We start from the raw sequence: 25929 nt of genomic DNA on the forward strand, positions 1-25929 counted from the left end.
TTCCGGCCTTATTTTTCTTGCCCGGACGCGGAACCTTCTTTGGCTCCGGCTGATGCTGGTAGCTCGGTTTCCTCGTGCTGTAGCAGTTCTTCAGATACAACGTGGCCGTAGCGCTCAATTTCGATCTGGCGGAGCGGCTTGCCTTGCGTCTTCGGGGCGCCAATTGTGCCGACAAGCAAGGAGACCAAGAGGAAACCAATAAGAATGAGGCCATTGATCATGAGACCATTCGGCTTGAGAAGAATGACCGGGAAGATCAAGGAAATCAGTCCGGAAGCGAGCCGGACCAAGAAGAACACGATCCCCTGTGCGCCGGCCCGGTAAGGCGTGGCAAAGAGTTCTGGGGACCATACTGCGTAGAAAGCTTGTGCCGAGGGGCCAGCGGAAAGGCCCCATACGATCGCGTAGAAGAAGGCTACCCAGCCTTGATCCGAAGGGCCGAATACGAGCCCGATCCAGGCGATAATCGCCAAAATTCCACCAATGAAGTAGTGGATACGGTAAGGAATTCGATCCACCAGGAGCATAAAGATTCCCGTAGATATAACCACTACTCCCCAGCTGAGCATAGAGAAGAGGTCCGCCTGGATAGTGTTATAGCCCATCGAGTTCAAAATAGTGGGCAGGAAAATACCATTCTGTGATGCTGCTTGGTTCCAGCAGGTATAGATGACTGCGAGGAAAAGCAGCGCCGTAACATTAGCTCGGTGCGAGAAAAGCAGGCGCATAGAGCGGAATACCGATGGCGATTTGGCTTCCTCACCACCCTTAGACTTCTGCCAAGCTTCAGATTCCTCGAGCCCCTGCCGGATATACCAAGTAATTAGCGCAATTACTACGAGATGCGCGAAGATAATCCGGCTTCCTAGCAGCCCCAGCGGGGCCAAGGCCGCAGCCAAGCCAAAGCCGATAAACGGCCCCACCGACCAAGCCAGCTGAGTAGCGCCAATATGCCGCCCGCGTTGCCCCGTGGGCGCGAACTCGGCTACATATGTCCAACCGGCCGGCACTGATGCGCCTACAGCCAAGCCAATAATGATGAACCCAGCAAAAAGCATGCCAAGGTTACTCGCGAAAGTAATAATCAAGCCACCTAGGGCATAAATAAGTAAATCCCAGGTGTAAATCACCTTCCGACCATATTTATCGCATAGGGGTCCGCCAATCAGGGCACCTACGGCTGCCCCGAAGGCGTTGGAACTTACTGCCGCGAGCCAGCCCGCAATTGTTCCATCATCTCCCGGAAAATACGCGGCCTGCCAGAAACCTAGCGAGGTCGCGATCGCAATAATCGATCCCGAATCAATGTAGTTTGACATTGAAACCGCGGCGGTAGCTTTCCACCCACGAAGCGGTTTCTTCTTAGTTAGAGACACCATCGCCTCCCTTATCTTTTTCTTAGTGATTGCCAGTTAGGGAAGATAGAAATATTGGGGCAGTACTTTGTTGGTACCGCCATTGGGTTGCACAAAGTACTGCGCCATTTCTGCCTGCCAGCGCGTGTTAACTTCCTTTGCCGCCATCGCGCGGTCTGCCTCAGCTACGTCTTCAGCTTCGTAATATCCCACTACCATGCCTGTTTCTACCTGCACGAATAGCGAATAATTCCGCCATCCCGCCTCCGTGAGGGCCTGGCGCATTTCCGCCCACACTGCCTGATGGACATCTAGGTATTCATCCAAACGCTCCGGTTTCACTCGCAAAAGGAAACACCGGCGGTGCGAAGATTTTTGAGATGTACTATCAAGAATCTGGCGGGCGCGTTTTTCCACGGCATCTTTGCCCATGGCATTCACCTCTTAGATTTTCCTGCCCGATGAATCGTTTCACGTGAATCGATTCATTTGAACTATAGGAGCCGCGATCAAGAACTGTCAAGGCTAGAATTATTGGATTAGCAGAACATCTAGACGTGACCTGCACGGGTGCGGATTTATCAATCGCGCCTCGAATTGGCGTGGTACATTCCGTGCAAGCCGCGGTTTAGCCTCCGCGCCACAGCTGGTTGCGCGTGATTGGGGAGAATATGAGTTCCGGAAAAACACGTAAACGCCGTGGGCCCAGTATTAACAAACCACGTATCAAAGATGTTGCGAAGCTAGCCGGGGTTTCCGTGGGCACCGTTTCAAACGTGATAAATAAGCGCGAGTCGGTAGATCCGGAACTCGCCCAACGCGTGGAAGAGGCGATGGCGGATCTGCACTATCAGCCTAATGTGGCGGCGCAATCATTGCGCCGCGGGGTTGGAAATATGGTCGGAGTGATCGTACTTGATATTACAAACCCCTTCTTCTCTGGCGTGGTTGCTGGCATCGAAAACCGTTTGTCCCCCGAGAGGCTTCTGGTAGCTGTCTCTTCTACTGGGGAGGATTCCCGGCGCGAGCAGGAAGTTCTCAAAACATTTGCCACTTATAAGCCGCGCGGTATTATTCTCACGCCCACGAGTTCTATGACGGATCATATACGCTCGCTGCGCGATTCTGGCATCCCTGTTTTGCTCCTAGATTCGCGTCTGAAGAATCCCGAAATCCCTTCTATTGCGGTAGATGACTTTCAGGGTGCATACCTTGCGGTCGAGCATTTGGTTGAGCTTGAGCATCGCAATATCCTGTTTATTTCAGGACCGAAGTCTTTGCGGCAAACCCGTGACCGGCTCAGTGGCGCTTTATCCGCAATCGAATCTTCCGGGCATTCACGGAGTTCCCAAAGCAGACAGGTGAGACTTTCGCATCTGGAGATTCCCCGGTTCGACGCCGCCGAAGCCCGCGTGGCTGTGCAAGATCTGCTCAAAAAATGCGGCTTGCTTCCCTTCTGGGATGCTTCTACGCCCAGCTCCGCGGACGGTTTCGCGCAGTTACCAGCAAATTTCCCCACGGCTTTCTTTTGTGCTAGCGATCAGATAGCTTTCGGCGCTATGACGGCCCTGCGCGACGCCGGAGTGCGTATCCCGGAACAGGTTTCACTCGTGGGTTTCGACGATATTCCTATCGCCGCGCAGACTTCGATCCCACTCACCACCGTCCGCCAAGATACGGAGAAACTGGGCTACGAAGCCGCAGATATGCTCCTCACTGCGGAGGAAAAAATAGAACATCGCACCCTTATGCCGCAGCTCGTGGTCCGTAAATCCACTGCACCGCCGCGCCTCGTCCGTGTTTCCTCGCGGTCTTAAACAGGCAGCTCTTCAGGTTGCGGTTCCTCGTAGCCGTGAGGTTCCGGTTCCGCGTTCTGCGCCGGGTTAAAACCCGGTGCGGCATCGGGTTGCTTTGTCATGAACTCCATGATGTCACATCCCGACGCCGCACACCTTCCGGCGAAGTACGGGTTCCTCACTTGCTCGCCACCGTTCAGGAGGGATTGCGGAACTGTTAGGAGGGGCCGCTACGGTTGCGTCACTTCGTCAATACTCACGAGGCGGCGTGGTTCGCCGCCGGCGGGGGTATCGGCGTCGTCGAAAAGTATGCGTGCCTGCACGTCATACACGGTGGAAATAATTTCCCCGGTCACGCCGGCCGCGTCCACGTAAGCGAACTCGCGCCCTTCGCGCAAAAACAGGAACCGGTTGCAGTAACGTAGCGCGAGGTTCAAATCATGTAGTACGACGACGGCCGTAAACCCCCGCTCTTGGGCGAGCCGGCGTACCAAACCCATCATTTCGTATTGGTTTTTGGGGTCGAGATTGCTGGTGGGTTCGTCCAAGATTAGCACTTTCGGTTCTTGTACGAGCGCGCGGGCCAATAATACTTTTTGTCTCTCGCCGCCGGAAAGTTCGGCCAAGCGGCGTAGGCGCATAGGGGTCATTCCCACTCGGTCGATCATGTCTAGGCATAGTTGTGTATCTTTTTCGGATACGGCCCAGCGAATGTATGGTTTGCGGCCGAGCATTACCCAGTCGTATACCGTCATCCGGGAGATTGGGGTGTCTTGCGCTACGTAGGCAATGGTGCGGGCGATTTCGGCGCGGTTGAGCGCGGCTACGTCTTTCCCGGCGATCCGGATTTTGCCGCTGCCGGGTGCGGGCGTGCGCAGGCCGTTCAGGCAGGTTACGAAGGTGCTTTTACCGGCGCCGTTTGGCCCGAGCACGGCCACGCATTCCCCACTTCCGGCGCTTAGTGAAACTCCGCGTAATACTTGGTGGCGGCCGTAGGCAAAACGAATATTTTCAGCTTCGATCATTACGTTCGTCATTCGTTGAAACCTCGCCGTAGCAGCAGATACAGGAAAATCGGGGCGCCCACAATTGAAGTAATCGCGCCGATTGGCAAAACCGTAGGAGCGATCAGCGTGCGCGAAACTACATCGGCCAGCAAGAGTAAGGCGGCCCCGCACAGCGCCGTCGCCGGGATGAGGAAACGGAAATCGTTACCTACCAGGCGGCGCATCATATGCGGCGCAATCAGCCCAATAAACCCGATCACTCCGCAAAATGCCACGGAGATTGCAGAAATGAGCGCACAAATCGCCAGGCTTACGGGGATGAGTACGTCAACATTTACACCGAGGCTTTTCGCGGTGGCGGTTCCGCTTTCTAGCGCGTTGTAATTCCACATATTTGCCATAAAGAATATGAGTGCTGCGGCGAGCAGGGCGGCGATGAGCCCGATTTGGTTCCAACTGGCCCGGCCTAGGCTCCCGAAAGTCCAGTAGACCACGGAGGCTACCTGTACTTCGTCGGCAAAATATTGCACCAGGGAGGTGCCGGCGTTGAAAACCGCGCTCAGGGCCACGCCCGCTAAGACCATGGCGGTGGGCGAAACGCGACGCATCCGCGAAATGGCAAGGATGATCGCCGTGGTTCCAATCCCGCCCAGAAAAGCGAAAGTGGCCACCACGTAAGAATTACCCACGGAAACCGCGGCGCCGCTTGGCGAATTAATCTGACTGCCGGCTCCGAAGTAGATAATCGCCACCGCTGCACCAAACCCGGCCCCCTGGGAAACACCCAGGGTGGAAGCGGAAGCCAGCGGATTGCGGAGCACGCTCTGCATGATCACTCCGGCAACTGCCAAAGAAGCTCCGACGACGATCGCCAAGGCCGTGCGCGGTAAACGCAAGTTCCACATAATCGTGGCTTCGCGGCCACTATCCCGGTTGGTTATCCCCTCCCAAATTTCGGCGATGCTCAAGCCCGAAGAGCCCGCCTTGAGCACGAGGCCGGCCGCTAATAAGACCGCTATGGCCATGCCGATTAGCACTACCACTTTGCGGGCAAAATAGCGGCGAATATCGGCGTGCGGGTGGGCGGCGGGCGAAACTGCTTCGGAACGGGTTGCTACCCGCGCGGCAGGATTCTGTGCCGCTTCTGCTACTTGCACGGCGTGGGCAAGTTCGGCCGCTTCGGTGGGGGCAGCGCCGCCGCAAGCTGGTGCCCGGTTTTCGGTGGGTTTACACCAATCTTCTGGGTGGTGTTTGCGCTCGGGGCGGCGCCGCGCGGCAGGATTCTGCGCGGCACCAGTCTGCGCGGCACCAGCCTGCGCGGCAGGTTGTTCTTCTGCCGCCATTTTATGCACCGATCTTCAGTTTGCCGTAGGTAAGCCCGGCTTCTTGCATTTCGGTGAAGAAATCTTGGCCGAGCATTTTCTCCATAATTTCGCCGGCCTTTTCGGCTAGCTCTACGTCCGCGAACTGTTCGGGGTAAAGCACCTTGCCCGCATGATAAGCATTAATCAGGTGGTAGGTAACATTTGGCCCCATGTGGTTACTGGACGGCATGGTGTAAACCTCGTCGTTTTGTACGGCTCGCAAGGAATCAAAGTACTCTGGGCGCGCGTTGTATTCTTCGTTCACCAGGTGCATACTGCCTGGGTCGAGGAAAATAACTTCCGGATCCCATTCTGGGATTTGCTCCCAATCGAGTTCCACGCCTATCGCGCCCTGCTTGTACTCTTCTTGTTCCTTGAGTACATCGGCCACATTATTTGCTTGGACGGCATTGAAGGGCGGGAAATCAAGATAGGTGTAGGCAAACCCGTGTTGGCCGCTCCAGGTTACGGCACCCGTATAGGCCCGCTTTTTCTTTTCTTCCGGCACATCTTTCACGCGGCCGGCAAGGTCTGTTTTGATTTCCGCAATATAATCGGCAATTTCTTCCGCCCGTTCTTCACGATCCGTGATCTCCCCGATTAGGCGCAAGGAATCTTCAAATGCAGTATCTTCAAAGAATCCGACCGTCTTGTAGCGGATACTCACTACCGGGATACCGGTTTGCCTTTGCAATTCGTCAGCGGCTTCCTTATCGAAACCCGCAAAAATAACATCCGGTTGTAGCTCAATAATTGGTTCGGCGTAAGCATTATTCACTCCGCTGCCGCCGCCCTTGCCAACTGACGGTAGGGCGCCCAATTTTTCGTGGTAGACCACGGAATAGTCGCGAAGCGCTTTGGCTCCTTCCTGATCGCAGTCTTCGGACCCTACTAAGTTATCCACAAGTTTCATGTAGGAGATCATGCGCGGCCCCATGGAACCAACCGCAACTATATTTTCAGCTTTTGTGGGCACTTCCACCGTGCGTCCCACATTGTCGACGACGGTGCGCGTACCCCTCTCCGCGGTTTGCGAATCGCTTGTTTGCGCGGATTCTGCGCCATTTGTAGCTGGGCTTCCGGTATCGTTTGCGGATTGTCCACAGCCGGTTAGTGCGAGCGCCAGCCCGCACAACAGTGCAAGTAGACCATTCCAGGTTTTTCGTTTCATTTCTTTAGTCCTCCGTTAGGTGCGCCTCGTTACGTGCGTCTTTTATTCCTCCATTAGGTGCGCCTCGTTACGTGCGTCTTTTATTCGGGCCCGACCCCCGGAAAGTGGACATGGGGGTGGTGTTTATGCTGCAAGGTCAAGTGTAGCTGACGCGTGTTTTTCGAAGGTGTCTGGGGCCTGGTAATTGCACCAGGTGTGCAATCGTTTCGTGTTATACCGAGTACACCACGCAAAGACCTGCCGGCGGCAGGAGAGCATGTTGGGGAAAACCTTCGCATTTTTGAGAACTTCTCGTTTGAGCGTTGCATTAAATGACTCTGCCAGCGCGTTATCGGCACTACTGCCTACAGCTCCCATGGATTGTTGTACTCCCAACTGCCGGCATGTTTCTTGAAATACAGAGGAGGTGTATACACTGCCGTGATCAGAATGGAAAATCGTTCCACGCAAGGATCCTCGCTGGTCTGCGGCCATCAGTAATGCCTCTCGGGCGAGTTCAACACGCATGTGATCTGCAATCGCAAAACCGACCAGTTTCCGGGAGAAACAGTCAATCACAGTAGCCAGATACATATTCTTTTGCCCGGCAAGGGGAAGATATGTAATGTCCCCGACAAGCTTGTCGTTAGGCCTGGCCGCGGTGAAATCACGCTCGAGAAGATCATCAAAGACCCGCTTATGTGGATCACTGACAGTAGTGCGAACACGACGTTTTTTCGTAAAACCTGCCAACCCGAGAGCTTTCATCACCCGTGCTACGCGTTTGTGATTTACCGGCTGGTCCGGGGTCTGCGCAGTAAGCAACGCGGCTATACGTTTAGCACCATACAAGCCACCTTCCGCCTCGAAAGCGATCCGAATTCGCTCCCCTAGCAGCCCGTCAGCGTATACCTGTTGCTCGCGCCGGGCCGCATTTGCGGCCCACTTGTAATAGGAAGAACGCCTTACTTTCAGTACGGTACACATCCGCTTGACTGAGAACTCAGTACGGTGGTCCTCGATGAACTTGAAGCGGATCACAAGCCCATCTCCTTCGCGAAATACTGCGCCGCCTTGCGCAAAATATCGCGTTCTTCTTTCAAAAGCGCGTTTTCCTTTTCGAGTTGTCGGATTCTCTCTGCTTCAGATAAGACCCGCGCCGCCTCTGCTTCTTTGCGCCGCCTGGCCCGCACCCCGGTGCCAAACTGGTTTACCCAGTTTTGCAGCGAATTACGATTAATTCCCAGATCAGAAGCAACCTGCGCCATTGAAGCCTCGCTGGACTCGTACGCGGCTACCGCGTCTTTCTTGAACTGCGCGGAATATGTTTTACGGGACATGGTAGAAGACTACCTTTCTCCGGCTGAACGCCGGGGCTAGCCTATGTCCACCAACAGGGGGTCAGGTCCTTCCTCCATTAGGTGCGCGGTGGCTGCTTTGCCATCAACCCGCCAGGCCGCGAGTGCGAAGCGCATTTCTTGGTGAATTTCTACGGTTTCGGTAGGGCTAAATGCGGCATCGATCGCGGCATTAAAGCCCGGGCCGTACTGTTTGGCGTGCATGGCCAGTTCGCGTTTGATTTCGTCCCGCGTGTGGTGGCGCGTGGAAACATCGTGCCAGTAAGTCAGTTGGGGGCGCCGGCCGCGCGCCAAGAGATCGCCCACTACCTGGGCGAATCGTGCCTGCCCCGCGGAGGTATCTTGTGGAACCGGGGTGGGCAGGTGTTCCAATATCGTTTCCAAGATATCCACATGCTTGTATATGGGCGTGGCGTACACGCACCAGCGGGTGGAGAGCGCTTCCATGCGAACGGCGTCGTCACTACTTTGGATGGCTGGGCACCGGTTAGCGATTACGACGTCGAACTTCCTCGCGCCCAGTTCCCCTCCGCTTAGCACCCCCGCACCTTCACTTCGTACTCCCGCACCTACACTTTCCGCCCCGGCATCCTCACTTTGAGAATCTGCATCGGCGTTCGAAACCTGGGGCGCGGCCCAATCTTGGTGAATGAACTCGAGGTTGGGCGGGCAGTCACGGCGAGCGAGGGCAATCATTTGCGCGGAGGAATCTATCCCCACCCCGCGAGAAATCGGCTCCTGCGGGAAACGTTCGTTGCGCGTGGAGTTTTTACCGCCGGCGAGCTGTTTGAGATGCCAGCCGGGGCCGCAACAAATATCGAGCACGCTTTCCCCGCCTTGAATAATTTGCAGGTTTGCCAGCGATTCGAGTAAATGGTCGCGTTCGCGGGCTTCCAGGCGTGCCAAGAAAGACCCTGCCAAACCGTCCCATGGTGTGGTGGGCGGGGGCGAGCTTGGTGAAAATGAGCTTGGTGAAAAAGTGTGCGGCGAATTCTGCGGCGAAGCCGCGCGGGAATCATTGTGCATGGAATCCTCGTCGTCGATCGTGGACTGGAAAGTGGTACGAAATTTTCTACTGGTAAGTGGGGCGATCGTGGACTAGAAAGTGGTGCGAAAAGCGGTACGAGTTGCTGGAAGGCAGAAAGCTGGCGAGGGGCCCCACGTGTTTTGGAGCCCCGGCCGCGGTTATCTGTTTTGTATGGTTACAATCCAGCTTTTGCATACCGGGTATTGGCGCCGGATCCCCGTGCCCGGTGCCAATACCCGGAGTGCTCTAACGCAACGCGAGTTCCCAGACTCTCGAAAATCTACCGCGTGGCACGCTTGCGAATAGCGCTCGCAAGCTGAGTGCACAAACCAAGCAGGCGACCCTGGTTCGCAAACCCGGCTCGGCAGGCTTGCAAACCCCGCACGGAAAAACATGACTGCACAAACGGACCCACAAGTCATGTTTCCCCAAACGCGACTGCAAACCGCGCCTACAATCCGACCTCGCAACCGCGCACGCAGACCTTCGGGACACGCAGAATCTAAGAACTCTGACCGTTATGGCTCGAGCGTACCCGAAAAGACTACGCGAATCAATTGACTGATTGAACGAGGTTGTGGAAACGCAACAAATCACAAAACCGGGCACGCGGGTTAGCGCGCAGGGCCCCTTGAGGTAGCAAAACAAATTGGCTTACCAACCACAGCAAACCGGCCAGTTTCGGCGTCATTGTTTCCAATGACAGCGAAACTGGCCGGTTGCGTTGTATTTACAACCTACTAGCGGCGCGGGCAGCCGCGCTCACCAATCGGCTAAAACCCCTGTTCAATCCGGTAGTACACCTGGTTCCACCGCAGAGCATCCTGGTATTGCTTCACTTCGGTGTTTTCATCAATCTCTGCTAGTTCGATCCCCGCAATATTTGCGAAGGCTCGCCAGGCTTCAATACCCACTTGGGTGGTGAGCACCGTGTGGTGGGCGGCGCCGGAGGAAAGCCAGCACTTCACCGAGGTTTCAAAATTGGGAAGCGGGCGCCACACGGCCCGTGCCACGGGCAGATTCGGAAGCGGCTCATCCGGATCCACCACTTGTACTTTGTTTGCAACCAACCGGAAACGGTCCCGCATATCGCTCATCGCCACTACCACGCCTTCAGCTGGAGTGGCGGTAAACACCAGACGCACCGGATCTTCCCGATCGCCGATTCCGAGCTCGTGGATCTCCAGGCGCGGCTTTTCCTGCGTAATGGTCGGGCATACTTCCAGCATGTGCGCGCCGAGGATCTTTTCTTCCCCGGGCACCAAATTGTAGGAATAGTCTTCCATCAAGGAAGCTCCACCGGGCAGACCGTAACCCATAATCTTGGCAATGCGGATCAGTACAGCCGTCTTCCAATCACCTTCCGCCCCAAAGCCATACCCATCGGCCATGAGCCTTTGCACTGCCAACCCCGGAAGCTGGCGTAAGGCGCCGAGATCTTCGAAAGTATCCGTGAAGGCACCGGCATCGTGAGCTTCCAAGAAGCCACGCATTGCGATCTCGAGTTTGGCACCGTAAACCAGGGAATCATGCCGTTCCCCACCGCGCCGCAATTCCGGTTGCACCTCGTACAGTTCTTCGTACTCGGCACACAGCGCTTCCGCTGCGGCGTCGTCCACCCTGCTCACGGCCTCAACCAGGTCATTTACACCCCAAGTATTAACGGAAACACCCAAGCGAATTTCGGCCTCGGTTTTATCACCTTCCGTCACGGCAACATTACGCATATTGTCGCCAAAACGTACCAGATTCATGTTCTGGGCTGCATCCCAACCGGCTGCGGCGCGCATCCACACGCCCACTTCGCGCTGCACTTTTTCATGCGTGTAGTGACCCACTACAGTGCTGCGTCGCACGCCCATGCGGGTCAAGATATATGCAAATTCTCGGTCTCCATGCGCTGCTTGGTTGAGGTTCATGAAGTCCATATCCATGCGTTCCCAGGGCATCTTTTCATCAATCTGGGTATGCAGATGCAATAGCGGTTTACGCAAAGATTCCAAGCCGCGGATCCACATCTTCGCTGGGCTGAATGTATGCATCCATGCAATCACGCCCACCACTTTCTCATTCGTGCCAGCTTCTAGCATGGTCCGCAAAATCGCCTCGGAAGTAGTAAGTACCGGCTTCCACACTATACGGATCGGGGTGTGTGAAGATTCGTCTAAGGTGCGGGCGATCGTCTGCGATTGCGCCGCCACTTCTTCTAAGGTTTCCGGTCCGTAAAGAAACTGGGATCCGGTGAGGAACCAAATTTCCTTCTCCGCAAATGGGTTGCGCATTTTTCGCTCCTTTTGTTGTTAGTTTCGGTGCTGGTTTGGGTAGGTTTTAGGATTTGCTACAGAGTTAGTTGCGTGTACACCCTGCATACCAGCAGGTTTTCCCTTGGAAGTTTTGTCCGGGTAAAGATGGCAGGTAGCCTCGCACTGCACAGCTACCCGCATAGCTACCGTCTCCCTACTATTGCCCGTAGACATTTTGGTATCGGTTATAGAGTTGTGTAATTTTTTCGGAGTCGATCGGGATCAGTTCCCCACCTTGGCGGGCTATATGCACAGTGCGTGCCACTTCTTCCACCATGGCCGCCGCTTTCACCGCCGCCGTCGCATCCGCGCCAATGGTAAACGGTCCGTGGTTTTGCATCAGCACCGCCGGCGAACGCGAATCGCGTAACGTCTGCACAATTCCCCGCCCAATCGAATCGTCACCAATCACCGCAAACGGCCCCACCGGAATGGACCCACCAAACTCATCAGCCATCATGGTGAGCACACAGGGAATCTCCTCCCCGCGCGCCGCCCACGCCGTGGCATAAGTGGAGTGCGTGTGTACGACCCCGCCTACTTCCGGCATATGCCGGTATACGTACGCGTGCGCCGCGGTGTCCGACGAGGGTGCGTATTGGCCATCCACCAACTGCCCATATAAATCGCACACCACCATATTGCTTGCCGCAAGTTCGTGATACCGCACCCCGGAAGGTTTAATTACCAGTAAATCCGCGGAGCTCGGTTCGCTCCCGACGACGACCCGCTGCGAAACATTCCCTGCCGTCCACACCACTAGGTCGTATCGAGTAAGTTCCCCGTGAAGTTCTGCCACCTGCTGGCGGGCCACTGCAACTTTTTCTTGTACCGCGGGCGAAAATGCGGTAAGGCTTTTGCTCGCGGTATACCCTTGCGCCTTCGCGCTCATATTCAATTCCTCCACATCTAGGCTGCTATTACCCGTTCCGCGATTGCGTTAACCGCGGTTTCTTGCACCGGCAAAGCCTGCCGATAGGTCTCCAAAAACTGCGCGAAACCTTCCCGATCAGTGGCAGAGGGAGTAATCGTCGTGGCCGAAGAGGCCGCAAATACCGTCCCAGAAAGGAACTCTTGCAAACGTTGGCCGGCATCGCTCTGCCCTGGATCTGCACCAAGCGCAGAGGTACTGCCCCGCACTGTCGCATTTTCCCGGGCGGCAAAGGCAGCCAAAATGGCCATACCCCAGGCCCCGCCTTCGGCGGCACCTTCAGCAACCGTGATCGGAGTATCGGCCGCGGCCGCGAGAAGCCTTTGCGCTACTCCGGGCGTTCTAAATACCCCGCCATGGGCGGAAAGCACATCTAACTCCACGTCTTCCGTAGCCAACACTTCTAAACCCAGCGCCAGTGCGGCAAAAGTCGAAAACACTTGCGAGCGCATGAAATTCGGTAAGGTAAACACGCATCCGGGAGCGCGGAGTACACCCGGGCGGCCCGATTCCAAACCAGTTACTGGCTCGCCCGAGATATTGTTGAAGGCAAGCAACCCGCCCCCATCAGGTTCGCCCTCCAACGCGAGTGGCAAGATACGCCGGTAGACGGCGTCAGGATCTGCTATCTCTCCACCGAGGGCCTCACCTACTTCTCGGAAAAGATCCATCCACATTGCCAGCTCATCGGCACCGTTATTACAATGCACCATTGCTACCGGTTCTCCAGTAGGCGTGGTGACCGGGTCGATTTCGCGGTGAACCTGACGCAAGGGACGTTCCAGTACGGCCATGAGGAAAATCGAAGTGCCCACCGAAACATTGCCAGTACGTGGCCGTACCGCATTTGTTACCACCATCCCGGTACCCGCATCGCCTTCCGGCGGTGCACATAACACCCCCGGTTCCAAAGTGCCACTCGGATCCAGGAAGGCAGCTCCTGAGGCAGTAAGCCGGCCGGCTTCCTCCCCAGCCAACAGAACTTGCGGAAGTAACTCGCCCAGGGGCTTGCGTGGCACTGTTACCGGCGCGCTACCAGCAAGGTCTGTTATCAGCTCCTGGAAGCTTGCTAATAGCTTTGGATCGTAGCCGGCGCCGTTTGCCGCGATCGGAAACATTCCGGAAGCGTCTCCCACCCCGAGTACCTTGCGGCCCGTGAGTTGCCAGTGCACGTAACCGGCCAATGTGGTTAGGAAGTCAATGCGGGAAACGTGTTCTTCACCGTCCAACATTGCTTGATAGAGATGTGCCACCGACCACCGCATCGGGATATTCACCCCGAATCTTTCGGTCAGCGCTGCCGCGGCCTGCGCCGTCGTTGTATCGCGCCAAGTACGGAAAGGCACCAGCAGTTCGCCGGCAGCGTCGAAAGCAAGATAGCCGTGCATCATCGCCGAAACACCGATCCCGGCAAAACTTCGCGGGGCCACCCCATAACGTTCCTCACAACTGGCCAATAGATCCGCATATGCAGCTTGCATACCGGTTTGTACGCTGGCTAACGGGTAACTCCAGTGCCCGTCAACTATTTCGTTTTCCCATTCATGGGCACCGGTAGCCAGCGGCGTGCCACTTTGGCTTACAATGCAGGCTTTAATTCGGGTGGAACCAAATTCGATTCCCAGCGAGGCTTGCCCGGCGCTAATTTCTGCGGCCGGGCCAGGCCTTTGTATTTCTTTCACCATTGAAACTCCCTGAAACTCCCCTTCGAGTTCCCGCGTTCTAAAATCCAGGGCCGGCGCAATAGACCGTTGCGCATACACCCCTCTTGGCGTGGTTATTGCCTGGCGGCAGGCCACGTGAAACTGCGCTTACCAGCGATTCGATTAGAAATCGCGGCTGACGGGGCACTATGCAGGATTTTTAATCCCGCACACCCGCCTGTTTGTTAGCGCTCACACTTCGGTTTTAACCGATGATGCACCAGGATCTAGAAAAATGCAAGCGCTCATTTCCGTCCGATTTGCGCAGCGCTAACACTAAAATAGATTTTGAGCACCACGAAAACCGGCTTTACGGCGCGGAAATCTTCGTGAAAGGCGCCTTGTGAACTACCGCAAACTTGCCTTAGCGTTTACCTGTGAGGTCGCTTTTATCCCCTGCCGCACCGGCGCCTTCACCACCGGTCTTTACTGAACCGGTGCACGGTGGAGGCAGAGTTTGCGGAGCGCCGTGGCTTGGTCTTGCTACGCACTCGTGGTGCTTCGCGTGAAAGAATGAAGGCACGTTTGTGCCCAAATCAGCGCCAGGAGGCTCCATGCACATTCAAGGTCCGACGCCGCACGCCGGTTCTCGTAATTCCGCGTCCGGAGGAGGCAATCCAGCTGTTGTGGACGCTGGTAATTCGGCCACTACGGAGCGTACAGCGCACGATTCAGCCGGTTTCATTTCGCCGGCCGTTGCCGGCCCTATGCGGCAAGCCTCGGTTGGTATACCTGCCGGCGGGAGTGCGGCCACGATTTTTGCTGGGGAGTATAAAACCACGGTTGGGAGCGTAGGCGCCACTTTGCGCGAGCTTTGCTATGGGGAACGGGATTTGATTGTGCCCGTGCCGCTTGATTTAGTGCCGCCCGCTTTTCATGGCGCCATCTTGGCCCCGTGGCCAAACCGTATCGATGCCGGCCGCTACGAATTTGCCGGCCAGCACTACCAGGCGGCAATCAACGAACCAGAACGCAATAATGCCAGCCACGGCCTAGCTTGCTGGCTGAACTGGGAACTCATGGAGATTAGTGGTAACTATGAGCTACGTGGATTCGTAGAACCGGGCGGCGATCGCGGTGCTACGGCAACGCCTGCTGACACCTCTCCTACTGGTACCCCAACTAACAGCGCGGTTGCGAATCCGGCGAAAAGCCATATGGTCTGGCGGGCAGTGGTCTCCGCGCAAGAGGCTTATCCTTCCGCTTTGGAGCTACTAGCAACTTTCACACTCGATGCGACTTCCGGCCTTACGTGGCAAGTTACGGCCACCAATATTGGGACCAAGGCTGTTCCTTATGGAATTGCTACACATCCGTACGTGCGCGGCGGTACGGGGACGGTAGACGATTGGAAGTTGGAACTTCCAGCCAGCCAGGTTCTAGAAACTACCCCGGACCGGCTTTTGCCACGGGCTCTGCATGATGTGGCAAGTTTTGCTGGCGGAGCCTTTGATTTCCGTGCTGGCAAAGCCCTAGGAGGTTCCAAGATCGACCACGCCTTTACCGCTCTGTTTGCCAACGGCTCGGAAACGGCCGCAGCTGCACTCGAAAATAGTTCAAAAGCTAAGCCCGGTACCCCTGATCGGAACGCACCGGCCATCGCAAGCGCCCGCATCATAGACCCACATGGTCAGGGTTGTCAGGTGTCCTGGGATGTCAGTGCATTACCATGGGTGCAAGTTTTTACGGCGGATCTTGGCAAGCCAGGCTTCCCCGATCGGACCGGAATTGCTATTGAGGCAATGACATGCCCGGCAAATGCGTTCAATAGTAAAATTGGACTCGTACAGCTCGGGCCCGGTTCACGGCATACAGCTACCTGGAATATCGTAAGTTTCAAAGGGTAGTTACATGTAGCTACTATCCAGATGCTGTACTTCCATAACAAATATTTCCTTTGGTTTCTGGAGCAGGAACTTGAGGGCTAGATCCAGTAGGAGACACAAATGCGGAAACACCGGCGGCCTTCCATGGCCGAAGTTGCTAAGGTTGCCGGAGTCTCCCATCAGACAGTTTCCCGAGTTATCAATGGTTTTGAAGGTGTGCGCCCAACCACCCGACAAAAGGTCGAGGCTGCCATTGAACAACTTGGCTACCGCCCTAATCTGGCTGCCCGAGCTTTAGTTACGGCGCAGTCTAGAACGATCGGCGTTATTGCCGTTGGTTCTTTCTTGTATGGACCTTCTCGCACGCTCGCGACTATTTCGGAAGTAGCTAGATCTCACGGATATGCGGTTCTCATCGCGTCGATTCGAGAAGCCGCAGAGGAAGAATTTGCCGCTTCCATTGACGATCTTTTGAACGGAGCGGTCGCGGCCATTATCGTGATCGGCGCCCGCGAATCGTTATCGCGCTACGCCGGTCATCTCGACACCGATACGCCGATCATTATGGTTGGGCCACCCGTGGATTCCGTACCTAATCTGCCAAGTGTTTCGGTAGACCAAGGTAGCGGAGCCCGCACAGCCATCCGCCACCTCATTCAGCTGGGCCATACTGATATTCTCCTTTTGGCCGGACCGCATAACTGGACCGACGCACAGTGGCGCAGAAAAGCCGCAATTGCGGAATGCGAAACTGCTAGCATTACTCCGCGCATTATCGAAGGTGACTGGAGTCCCCGCGCCGGTTATGATACTGGCGTTTGGATTTCTTCGCTCGCTCCGGAAGACCGTCCTACCGCTGTTTTTTCCGCTAATGACCAAATGGCACTCGGGCTACTAGCGGCTTTTCTAGCCACTGGCATTGATGTGCCTGGGGACATTTCCGTGATCGGTTTCGATAATGTGCCTGAATCTGAATTCTACAGCCCGGCCCTCACCACTATTACTCAAGACTTCACGGAGCTCGGTCATCGCGTCCTCGAAGCCACCCTCGCTTTGTTAGAAGGAAAGGACCCAGATGTCACACCGATCCCTGCAAATCTTGTAGTACGGCAGTCCACCGCCCGTAAGAAGGTCTGACCCAGCAACGCCTAGATGTGCTAATGGTAGCCCCGAATGGCACCTCGGGTTGCGGAGCAGAAGACGAATTTGGGGAGCTCTATGCGAACAGGGCTGATAAACATAGATCCCTAGCTCGCTAAAGAGCTCCCCTATTCCCCGTTTCCATGCGCCACGACTAACCGTAATCGGGCAGTTGGGGTGTGGTTACTAAAATCCGTAGCCTGGTTACTCCTTGCGGGAGAAACACTAAATGGCGAAAGCATTTCACCATTCTACAGTCGGAAAATGTGGATAGGATTGCGTTACTGCCTCTCGCTCAACTCCTTCATAATTGTTGGAAGCTTCTTGTCAATATCGTAGAAGTACAAGATTACTGCCTGTAGGACAAACGTGATCATCGGTACGTAAATAAACGACCATAAAATCGCGCTTATAGCACCATCGGTCTGTACAGAAGCCGCCCCATCGTATCCGCCCATGCCTAAGATCCAGCTCATCAGGGCGGTTCCGATTCCAATACCAAGCTTCTGCGCAAAACTTCCCGAGCTGTATAGCAAGCCTTCAGATCGAATACCGGTTTTCCATTCTCCGTATTCGATCGTGTCCGGGAAAAGAGCCCACACAATCCCCAGTAGTGGGACTTGCCCCAACCCCTTGAGAATCTGAGCGGTCACGGCAACAGTGAAGCTCGCAGGGGCAACCGCCATCACGATAAGACCTATCAATGAAATGACGACCCCCACCATCATCAGCTTCGTTTTACCGTAACGCCGAATAAGTTGCGGCAAAAATAGAAATCCAACCATAACCGGAACCAGGAATGCCCACGTGAGTACAGACACGAGTTGTTCATTCCCCAATATCCACTTACAGTAGTAAACCAAAGCAGATTGATTTAACGCGTAACCCACACTAAACACAAGGAAGAAAACTGTCGCTAAAATCCAGTACTTATTAGCGAACATTGCTTTCAGTCTAGTTTTAAGGGGTAAGTTCTCTTGCCCTTCGTCTCGAGCCGCTCTGATTTCCCGGGTGCCGGCGACTGTGAACCAGAATAGAATGACAGATAAACTCGTCAATATAGCAAACGCAATAACCCACGCACGCTGATCGTTTCCCAGCCGCTTCACCAGCGGCAGAGTGACAGTAGTTACTAGCAAGAACCCGATTTGAGCCATGAACATTCTGTAAACGTTCAATTTTGCTCTTTCGTTGATGTCACGCGTCATCAGTGTATTAATGGTTCCATATGGAATACAGACCGCAGTGAATGCAAGAGTCATCAGGAGATAAGTTACATACGCATATAGCAGTTTCCCCGAAACAGACGTATTCGGAACTGCGAAGAGTAAGGTGGAAAACGCTGCAAACGGGATCGCGCCGAACAAGACCCAAGGCCTTGCTTTCCCCCACCTGGTATCGGTTTTATCTACCAGAGCTCCCACAATTACATCTGTAATGCCATCAAAAACCCTGCCGAGTAGCATCAGAGTTCCAACAGCCGTCGCGGGAATGAAAGCTACATCGGTATAGAAGAATACAATAAACATTCCCAGCGCGGCCCAGGTAATATTGACAGCCATATCGCCAGCGCCGTATGCTATCCGGTTCCAAGTTTTAATCTCACCCTTGAAACCGCATATTTTCGCTTCTGGGCCTGGTTTGGTCTCACTCATTCTGCTACCCCCACAGTTACAACCGAGAAGGACGCCGGCGGCAAATCCACACCAGATTGATCGCGAGAGCCCATTTCCTTCATAGAGATTTCGTTTGGATTCTCAAACGTATTAACACTATTTAGCTTTTCGCCTTCTAGCCTACGCACGCCCGTAATCTTGAAATCGTGCCCACTTACTTGTATTTCAAGCGGAACAGATTCGTCAAGATTTGCGTTCAATACGAAGATAGTCAATTCGCGAGTCTCCGGATTTCGCACTACTGCTGCATACACAGTTGGAATTTCCCGTTCATTGACCGTAACTTTCGTACATTCCAGCCTGTAATCCAGCACCTCTCCGCGTCCACGCTGCGTAAACTCACGGAGCGGATACCAGATCGCTTGCCGTAGGATTCCACCCTCCTCGCTCGTAGTAATTGGAGCGATAGCATTTACCAACTGGGCTAGACATGCAATCTCTACGCGGTCTGCATGGTTGATCAGGGTCATCCCTAAACCTGCAAACGTCAATGCATCTAGAAGCGTGTATTTTTCCTGCAGAATAGGCGGGGCTTCCTCCCACCTTTCCGCTGATGTAACCTCCAACTCAGTAGCACCAAGCAGATCATCTGGTCCATCAATCTTGAGATCAGAGAAGTTCCAGACGTTCCATTCGTCGAGACATACCGGAATGTCTTTTGTCTCGCCTCGCTTCCCCTTCACGAAATCGAGAACAGCCTCGGAATTACTGAGATGCTCGTCTAGAGCGTGCCATGCGTAGATAAATTCAGAAGCCTCGCTCCCTCCACGCGAGGCATAAAAATGAGTGGAAAGATAGTCAATTTGCGAATAAAGCTTATTCAGAACAATCCTATCCCACTCCAGACATTCAGGAAGTACATGGTAGGAACTACCGCAGGCGACGAGCTTAATGTCTCGGTCAACCCATCTCATCATCTTCGCAGCTTCGAGCGCCTTGTCCGCATAGTTCTCAGCGCTAAGATGCCCGGCTTGCCAATCTCCCTCCATTTCATTCCCAAGACACCAGTACTTGATGCCGTATGGCTCCTCATGGCCGTTCTTTCGCCGAAGATCGCTCCAGTACGTCCCACCCGGATGGTTGCAGTACTCGACAAGTTCCGCCGCTTCCTTGGGGGTGCCCGTACCAAGATTCACGGCGATCATAGGCTCAACGTTTGCCTTTCGAGCCCAGTCAATAAACTCGTCAATACCAAACTGATTGGGCTCGATGGTTGCCCAGGCAAACTCAAGCCTTCGCGGGCGATCTTCCTTTGGTCCAATACCGTCCTTCCAGTTGTAGTTTGAAACAAAGTTCCCGCCTGGATAGCGCACTAGACTTATCCCGAGTTCGTTAATTTCATCAATCACATCCTGACGCAGGCCTTTCTCATCCGCAGTTTTGTGATCGGGCTGGAAAAGCCCTCCATAAATGCATCGGCCTAAGTGCTCAGTAAACGACCCCCAAATTAGCTCGTTAATGGTAGCGTTCACATATTTAGGATCTACATGCAGTTTCGCCATTGAAGCCTCCCATAGAAATTTAAGAGGCGAGCCAACCTACTGCCCACCTACTGCGAAGATCATCTTTGATCCGCGGTAATGTTACCGATAACATGCGCTCGTGGCGAAGTCTAGTCCCAATAACTTCGACGCAGTCTGCCTATCGCTCTTACTCCACGTGTTCAAAGAGGATAGCCCCGGAATTCGTAAATGGCCGAACGGCTTCTCATCCAACCCACGAACGGGGCATTTCTACAAGATTCTTCGGGCGAATCGTCCCGCCGCGCAGAATTTTTAAACGAGCGGGCGCACACGCATATTCCTAGTCTCACGCCTGAGATTGTTTTCTACCGTTTTATGTCGAGGCAACTAAAACATAGCGTGTTTATGCCACTAACCATTACCGTGTGTGCACTGGGCGTGGCATTCGTGCGCTTGCGTGTTCCTGAAACTCGCGGCAAGAGTCTCGAAGAAATCGAAGAAGCCGCCGCTCAACGCGCTGGGCTTGCTACTAGGCAAACGCTGAACGGCTAGCCAAGCTCTTCGCGGTTACATACACCGACAGGTAGGGGCCGGTTTAGTTCGGACTAAACCGGCCCCTACCTCGCATCCATATGCAATTACCCATTACCAGCACGCAGGCACTACCCGTTTACCGGCTGGAACCGCTTAAGAGCCTGCTGCTCGCCACCGCCTGCCCGCGAGTGCGGGCCATAGCGCCGGCGATACGGCTTCGCGGAAGGGATCGCGCCTAGTCTTCCGCTTGCGCGTGGGCGATAGCGGCGGCGAGTTTTTGGTAGCGCGGCCAAGCCGGGTTTGCCGGGCCGGGCGTAATAGTTTCCGTGATCTCCGGTTCCCAGCCGGGAGCGCTCACGTCGAACCCGCACACCAGCGCGGCCTGGCGAGCCGCCCCGCGCGCCACATATTCACCCGGGCGGGGTATATACAAAGGAATCTGTAACACGTCCGCCATGATCTGCGCCAAAACTGCCGACCGCGTGGCCCCGCCAATCAGCATCGCCCGCTCAATACGCAAACCGCCATCCCGCAAAGCTTCCAAAGCCCCGCGGAGCAAACACGCCAAACCTTCGTAGGCGGCCCGGGCGAAGTTGTGCGGCGTCGTCGAACCTGGGGTAAGACCATGCAAACTCGCGGTAGCGCGCGGCAAATTGGGCGTACGCTCCCCCGCAAAATAGGGAACCAACGTGACCCCACCGGCACCGGGCGCGGCCTGCGCCGCCAACTCCCCCAAACGCTCGAAACTCACGCCCAAAAGTTCGCAGAAGTAATCCTGAATCAGCGCGCCATTGAGCGTGCAGGCGAGCGGCAACCATGCTCCGTTCGCGTCCGCAAAACCGGTGACCCCGGAATGTGCGTCACGCACCGGATGTTCGGCAATCGCTGCCACCACCCCGGAAGTTCCGATCGAAATCGATGCCTGCCCGGGCCGCAAATTCAGCCCCAAAGCCGCCCCCGCATTATCGCCAGCCCCCGGGCCCAGCAACACCGGCACACTAGTTTTCGGCTGAGCAGTTCCCGGCAAGTTCGGCTCAGTTCCCGACGCCGCAGCTTCAGTTACCTCCGCTGCTTCAGTTCCCGACGCCGTAGCTTCTCCCGTTTCCTCCAAAAACTGTGGGTGTACGCGCCCCACGGATTCGTAGGGGGCGGCGATGCGCGGCAACACGAGCTGCCGGGCTTGGGCTTCGGTAATGCGCAGGGCGTGGGCGAGGATGTCATACCGGTATTCGTTAGTTTCACAATCCATGTAACCTGTGCCGGAAGCGTCCGAACGGTCTGTGGTGAGAGCGCGAATATCGGCGGTGCCGCGCAGTTTCCAGGTGAGCCAATCGTGCGGGAGGCAGATCGCGGCGATGCGGGCCGCGTTTTCTGGTTCGTTATCGGCAATCCAGCGCAGTTTCGTTACCGTGAGCGAGGCAACCGGCACTGAACCCACCGCTTGCGCCCAAAATTCGGCGCCCAGCTCGGCGGTAAGAGCGCGCGCAGCGGCCGCTGACTTCGTGTCATTCCATAATTGGGCGGGGCGGATTACTTCGCCCGCGGCGTCCAAAAGCACCATGCCATGTTGCTGGCCGGCTACGGAAAGGCCGCTAATATCGGCCAAACCGCCCGCCCGGGCAGCGGCCTCGCGGAAAGCGGTGAGCCAGGCCTGCGGGTCTACCTCCGTACCGGTCGGATGCGCGGCCCGGCCTTCGCGAACCGTGGCACCCGTGCGGGCGTCCACAATCAGAATCTTGGTGGACTGCGTGGAAGAATCAACCCCGGCCACTAGTTGCGGGGACTGTTCGGAATGTTTGGCTTCTTGCATGGCGCTCCTTCGGGCCGTACCGCATGCGAGGGCACCTGCGGCTACGCTGTTCGCTGTTTACAACGTGCTGTATACAACGTGCCGCTTGCCTGACGCCGCTTGCCTGACGCCGCTTGCCTGACGCCGCTCACTAGGCGCCTTTGCTAGGTGCCGTTTGGCAGGCACCACTTGCTAGGCGCTGTTCGCTCGGTGCGCGCAAATACATGGCACGCACCGCGCAAACCGATAGGACGGCCGCCGGCAAGCTGACAAGCCGGTGAGCTGGCAACCGGGGTAGTACGGCACCCCAACAGTGCAGCAAACCGGCAAGCCAACACGCGGCAGACTACCCCCGCAACGGGACTTTGTTCTTAAGTAAAACTAACCAATTGAGCCGCGTTTTTCAATGCCATGCGGAGCTGAAATCAGGGCGCGGCTGGCCACAGTTACCAAGGTGCCCGCCATAGCGTTACCAAGGTGCCCGCCATAGCGTTACCAAGGTGCCCGCCGCAGTATTCTCCGCTACAAAAGGTTCGCCGCCACGTCCTATTGTGGCAGGTAATTGGATGGTCTTAGTTCTTTTCGTTTATGCTGAAATACTGACGGCTCGGTGAGCCTGTCTATGACGGATTTTTCATCTAGAAGTCACATATCTAGAAGTCATACATATGTACAGTGTGCGAGGCCTGGAAAGGATCACAGCATGAAACCCGGCAAGAATGCGACGTCGATTCGTCAAGACAATTTGCGTCTCATTCTTTGTAATATCCTCGCGGCCGGTTCTGCTACTGCCGATCCCACTATTACTTCTGCGCCTTCGGCCGGAAAGGCTCACGCGCCACTACCGGAAGACGTTTCCGAGTTGCATGAAACGGCCGTCGCAAGCTCCGCACCGGTAACGGGCACTAACGAATCTCCCAACGCGGCTCCCCTAGCGTCTCCGCACGAAACTCCCCACGAGACTCCCGAAGGTTCACCCGATTTACCCGCCCCCGTAGCGGGCACTAACGAAACCCCTGATGAAGCTCCCGCAGGGTCCTCCAATTTACCCGCCCCGGAAACTGCTACTGGCCTTTCCCGCGCGAAGTTGGCACAAAGTACCGGGCTCACGCGGGCAACGGTTTCCCGCCTTACTGACGAGTTGATTTCGGCAGGCATGATTGAGGAGTTGGAGCCGGTGCGGCCACAGGTGGGGCGGCCGGCAGCGCCACTAGCCGCCCAGCCGGGCAAGAACATCGTGCTGGCCTTGGAAATCAACCTGGAATACGTAGCGATTTACGCCCTCGACTTGGCGGGAAATGTGCTCACATCGCGCCTCGAACGGTCTGATTCACGCGGTTCGGATCCGGCGGTGGTATTGGCCTGGGTTTCTCGGCTAGCGGGCGAAGAAGCGAGCAAGTTGCCGGCCGGGCAGTTGCTAAGCACGGTGTTGTGCGTGCCCGGGCTGGTAGATACGGATAGGCGCACGATCGTTACCGCACCAAACCTGGGTTGGCAGAATGTAGACGCAGGTGTTTTGCTGGATTTTCCGGGGTTTGATGCGGGGCATTTCCGGGTGATTAATGAGGCAGATGCGGCCGCTTTTTCGGTGTTCTTTTCCCGCCCCGGCGTGCGCGCCGGCTACTCGAGTTTCTTGTACGTTTCCGCGGAGGTCGGCGTGGGTGCGGCGATCTTTTTCGAGGGTCAGCTCTTTTCTGGCGACCACGGTTGGGCCGGCGAAATCGGCCACATGTGCGTAGACCGTTCCGGCCCGAAATGCCGTTGCGGTTCCAATGGTTGTTTGGAACAGTATGCAGGTTTTGATTCGATTGTGCGGAATGCTGGCTATGCGGCGGGCGCGGAAGGCGGAAAGGAAATGAGCCTGGCGAAGCTGTCGCGTCTTTTCGATGCGGGCGATCCGGGCGCCCGTGCCGCTATCGATGCTTGCGCCCAAGCTTTAGGTACGACGATCGCCAACGTTTTGAACCTATTGGATTTGCGCCTGGTAGTTTTGGGCGGGAATTTCGCGCGCCTTTACCACCGGCTTGAAATAATTATGAAGGCCGAAATTGAGTACCGTGTACTTGGCCGGCGCTGGGAGGACGTGCAGATCGAAACCAGTGCCTTCGGGGATTTCGCCGCTTCCCGCGGCGGCTGCCTAGCCGGCTTCGCGGAGATTCTCAACCACCCCGCACGCTGGCACGAATACGGTATCCCCATTTCCTTCGACTAACCCCGCCGTCTGCAACACCTCCAGCAACACCGACCGCAAAAACGACCGCAACGCCGCCAACACCGCAGCACCGCAGCACCGCCAATACTGCAGCCCTTACTTCTGCCTTGCGCATCCATTTAAACCTTAGATGCACATTTGGCGCGATCGTGCAACAATGTGGACATGGTCGGGAAATTGGCAAAGCCTACATCGCCTGCCTCCGCACGTGCACACGCGATAGTAACTTTGTTCTTGCTTTTCTTTGATATTTACAGCACAAGTGCTGGAATGGCGGCATTTTCGGCACCACGGATTATTTTGGCGATGCTACTCGCCGGATCGTTGGCGCTCTCAGCCAAATCACCGCGCTTTGAGCTAGTTTTTATTTCGATCTTCCTTTCCTCAGTTTACGTGGGGAGAGAATGCTTGATTTGGCGATCTATCTGGCCATAGCCATCTGGGTTATGCGGGCGTGGGTCGTGGCTGCTATTTTCGTTCTATTCGCCGTCGAAACAACGATATTCCTACAGACACCTGATTCCGAACCACAAACTTCTAGCTCCCTGCTCCTAGGCGTAACAGTACTCGCCCTCAGTCTGGCGTTAAAGTGGCAGAAACAGCGTCGGATTTATGCCGAAAATACGGCTCGGAAAGCGCAGAAAACGAGCGCTGCAAAGAGCCGCGCCCTTGCCCAGGAATTGCACGACAACACAGCTAAGGACCTCGCCCACATCATTCTGCTGGCTCGCGATTTTGCTATCCGCCACCCCGAATTTGCAGAAGCATCTCAAGTGCAAATAGATATTGCCCGCAATGCTTCGCGCCGCATCCGCGCCCTTATCGCAACGATGAACATACCCGACCAGACGGAACCTATGGCAACCGTTATTGAGCAAATCCAGGGAATGCTTCTCACGCGGCGCATTACCTTGCGAGTTTCCATGCCTAATTTGGATGAGAGCCTACTAAGTTCCGGGCAGCTTGCGACGGGAAACTTCATGGTTCGCGAATGCGCATCCAACGTCCTAAAGTATTCACCTGAAAACAGTCAGGCTAGGCTCGTCATAGGATTCAATGAGCCTAGCCGCGAACTCACGATTCTGATGAGTAATGACATATGTAGCGAGGGATCTACCCCCGATATTGGTGGTGGCTTCGGGCTAGCAAACTTGAAGGTGCGTGTGGAATCTCAAGGGGGAGAGTTTGCCGTGGGAACCACTCCAACAAATCAATGGTTCACACACGTCACAATTCCCGGTGACAAGTAAGCCGTATGTTAAAGCCGAACGAACCAAGAGTCGGAAGACTAGAGT

At 55.5% G+C, this 25929-nt stretch carries 19 protein-coding genes; 6 read left to right on the forward strand and 13 right to left on the reverse strand.

Annotation, left to right across the window (positions count from 1 at the left end; all coding sequences use genetic code 11):
* Nucleotides 1-8: 8 nt before the first annotated feature.
* Together H8274_RS08740 and H8274_RS08745 are read right to left on the reverse strand one after the other, a co-directional pair.
* On the reverse strand, nucleotides 9-1379 hold the full coding sequence (locus H8274_RS08740) for an MFS transporter (protein WP_049620429.1): 1371 nt from the start codon (nucleotides 1377-1379) through the stop codon (nucleotides 9-11).
* A gap of 33 nt (nucleotides 1380-1412) precedes the next feature.
* Nucleotides 1413-1787: an L-rhamnose mutarotase gene (locus H8274_RS08745; RefSeq protein ID WP_049620439.1), complete on the reverse strand. Its 375-nt coding sequence runs from the start codon at nucleotides 1785-1787 to the stop codon at nucleotides 1413-1415.
* A gap of 239 nt (nucleotides 1788-2026) precedes the next feature.
* Here H8274_RS08745 and H8274_RS08750 point away from each other — a divergent pair, with 239 nt between their 5' ends.
* Complete coding sequence (locus tag H8274_RS08750) at nucleotides 2027-3172, forward strand: LacI family DNA-binding transcriptional regulator (protein WP_049620428.1); 1146 nt, start codon at nucleotides 2027-2029, stop codon at nucleotides 3170-3172.
* 209 nt (nucleotides 3173-3381) lie between these two features.
* Here H8274_RS08750 and H8274_RS08755 read toward each other — a convergent pair whose 3' ends face one another.
* The 8 genes from H8274_RS08755 to H8274_RS08790 form a co-directional block, all read right to left on the reverse strand.
* Complete coding sequence (locus H8274_RS08755; protein WP_221884790.1) at nucleotides 3382-4188, reverse strand: ABC transporter ATP-binding protein; 807 nt, start codon at nucleotides 4186-4188, stop codon at nucleotides 3382-3384.
* Nucleotides 4185-5501 carry a FecCD family ABC transporter permease gene (locus tag H8274_RS08760; protein ID WP_185934327.1) on the reverse strand — a complete coding sequence of 439 codons (1317 nt, stop codon included), beginning with the start codon at nucleotides 5499-5501 and terminating at the stop codon, nucleotides 4185-4187. Before H8274_RS08760 ends, H8274_RS08755 begins: the two co-directional genes overlap by 4 nt.
* Nucleotide 5502: 1 nt before the next feature.
* Complete coding sequence (locus H8274_RS08765; RefSeq protein ID WP_185934328.1) at nucleotides 5503-6693, reverse strand: ABC transporter substrate-binding protein; 1191 nt, start codon at nucleotides 6691-6693, stop codon at nucleotides 5503-5505.
* 123 nt (nucleotides 6694-6816) lie between these two features.
* A protein-coding gene (locus tag H8274_RS08770) for an IS3 family transposase (RefSeq protein WP_185933549.1) occupies nucleotides 6817-8012 on the reverse strand; the annotation gives its coding sequence in 2 pieces (ribosomal slippage) (nucleotides 6817-7730 and nucleotides 7730-8012; 1197 coding nt in all).
* 36 nt (nucleotides 8013-8048) lie between these two features.
* On the reverse strand, nucleotides 8049-8936 hold the full coding sequence (locus H8274_RS08775; RefSeq protein WP_185934329.1) for a class I SAM-dependent methyltransferase: 888 nt from the start codon (nucleotides 8934-8936) through the stop codon (nucleotides 8049-8051).
* Nucleotides 8937-9830: 894 nt separating this feature from the next.
* Complete coding sequence (gene araA / locus H8274_RS08780; RefSeq protein ID WP_049620424.1) at nucleotides 9831-11339, reverse strand: L-arabinose isomerase; 1509 nt, start codon at nucleotides 11337-11339, stop codon at nucleotides 9831-9833.
* 178 nt (nucleotides 11340-11517) lie between these two features.
* A complete protein-coding gene (locus H8274_RS08785; protein ID WP_065415469.1) occupies nucleotides 11518-12252 on the reverse strand; it encodes an L-ribulose-5-phosphate 4-epimerase in 735 nt (244 codons plus the stop codon).
* A 17-nt stretch (nucleotides 12253-12269) separates the two neighbouring features.
* A complete protein-coding gene (locus H8274_RS08790; protein WP_185934330.1) occupies nucleotides 12270-13976 on the reverse strand; it encodes an FGGY-family carbohydrate kinase in 1707 nt (568 codons plus the stop codon).
* 572 nt (nucleotides 13977-14548) lie between these two features.
* Here H8274_RS08790 and H8274_RS08795 point away from each other — a divergent pair.
* Nucleotides 14549-15841, forward strand: a complete 1293-nt coding sequence (locus tag H8274_RS08795) for an aldose epimerase family protein (protein WP_083078720.1) — start codon at nucleotides 14549-14551, stop codon at nucleotides 15839-15841.
* 99 nt (nucleotides 15842-15940) lie between these two features.
* Nucleotides 15941-16957 carry a LacI family DNA-binding transcriptional regulator gene (locus H8274_RS08800; protein WP_049620421.1) on the forward strand — a complete coding sequence of 339 codons (1017 nt, stop codon included), beginning with the start codon at nucleotides 15941-15943 and terminating at the stop codon, nucleotides 16955-16957.
* Nucleotides 16958-17241: 284 nt separating this feature from the next.
* Here the strand turns inward: H8274_RS08800 and H8274_RS08805 are convergent, their stop codons facing one another.
* Together H8274_RS08805 and H8274_RS08810 are read right to left on the reverse strand one after the other, a co-directional pair.
* Nucleotides 17242-18615, reverse strand: a complete 1374-nt coding sequence (locus H8274_RS08805; protein WP_185934331.1) for an MFS transporter — start codon at nucleotides 18613-18615, stop codon at nucleotides 17242-17244.
* Nucleotides 18612-20138 (reverse strand): alpha-N-arabinofuranosidase, encoded by a 1527-nt coding sequence (locus H8274_RS08810; RefSeq protein WP_185934332.1) that lies wholly within the window; start codon nucleotides 20136-20138, stop codon nucleotides 18612-18614. The genes H8274_RS08805 and H8274_RS08810 overlap by 4 nt, the downstream gene beginning before the upstream one ends.
* 189 nt (nucleotides 20139-20327) lie before the next feature.
* On the opposite strand from H8274_RS08810, the gene H8274_RS08815 reads away from it, so the two are divergent.
* Nucleotides 20328-20651 carry a hypothetical protein gene (locus tag H8274_RS08815; RefSeq protein WP_185934333.1) on the forward strand — a complete coding sequence of 108 codons (324 nt, stop codon included), beginning with the start codon at nucleotides 20328-20330 and terminating at the stop codon, nucleotides 20649-20651.
* A gap of 217 nt (nucleotides 20652-20868) precedes the next feature.
* Here H8274_RS08815 and H8274_RS08820 read toward each other — a convergent pair whose 3' ends face one another.
* Complete coding sequence (locus H8274_RS08820) at nucleotides 20869-22443, reverse strand: xylulokinase (protein ID WP_185934334.1); 1575 nt, start codon at nucleotides 22441-22443, stop codon at nucleotides 20869-20871.
* 682 nt (nucleotides 22444-23125) lie between these two features.
* Between H8274_RS08820 and H8274_RS08825 the strand changes: the two genes are divergently transcribed.
* Nucleotides 23126-24634, forward strand: a complete 1509-nt coding sequence (locus H8274_RS08825; protein WP_185934335.1) for an ROK family protein — start codon at nucleotides 23126-23128, stop codon at nucleotides 24632-24634.
* A gap of 404 nt (nucleotides 24635-25038) precedes the next feature.
* On the forward strand, nucleotides 25039-25884 hold the full coding sequence (locus H8274_RS08830) for a sensor histidine kinase (RefSeq protein WP_185934336.1): 846 nt from the start codon (nucleotides 25039-25041) through the stop codon (nucleotides 25882-25884).
* Nucleotides 25885-25929: the final 45 nt, after the last annotated feature.

It is taken from the genome of Actinobaculum suis (assembly GCF_900618115.1).
GTDB classification, from domain to species: Bacteria; Actinomycetota; Actinomycetes; order Actinomycetales; family Actinomycetaceae; genus Actinobaculum; species Actinobaculum suis.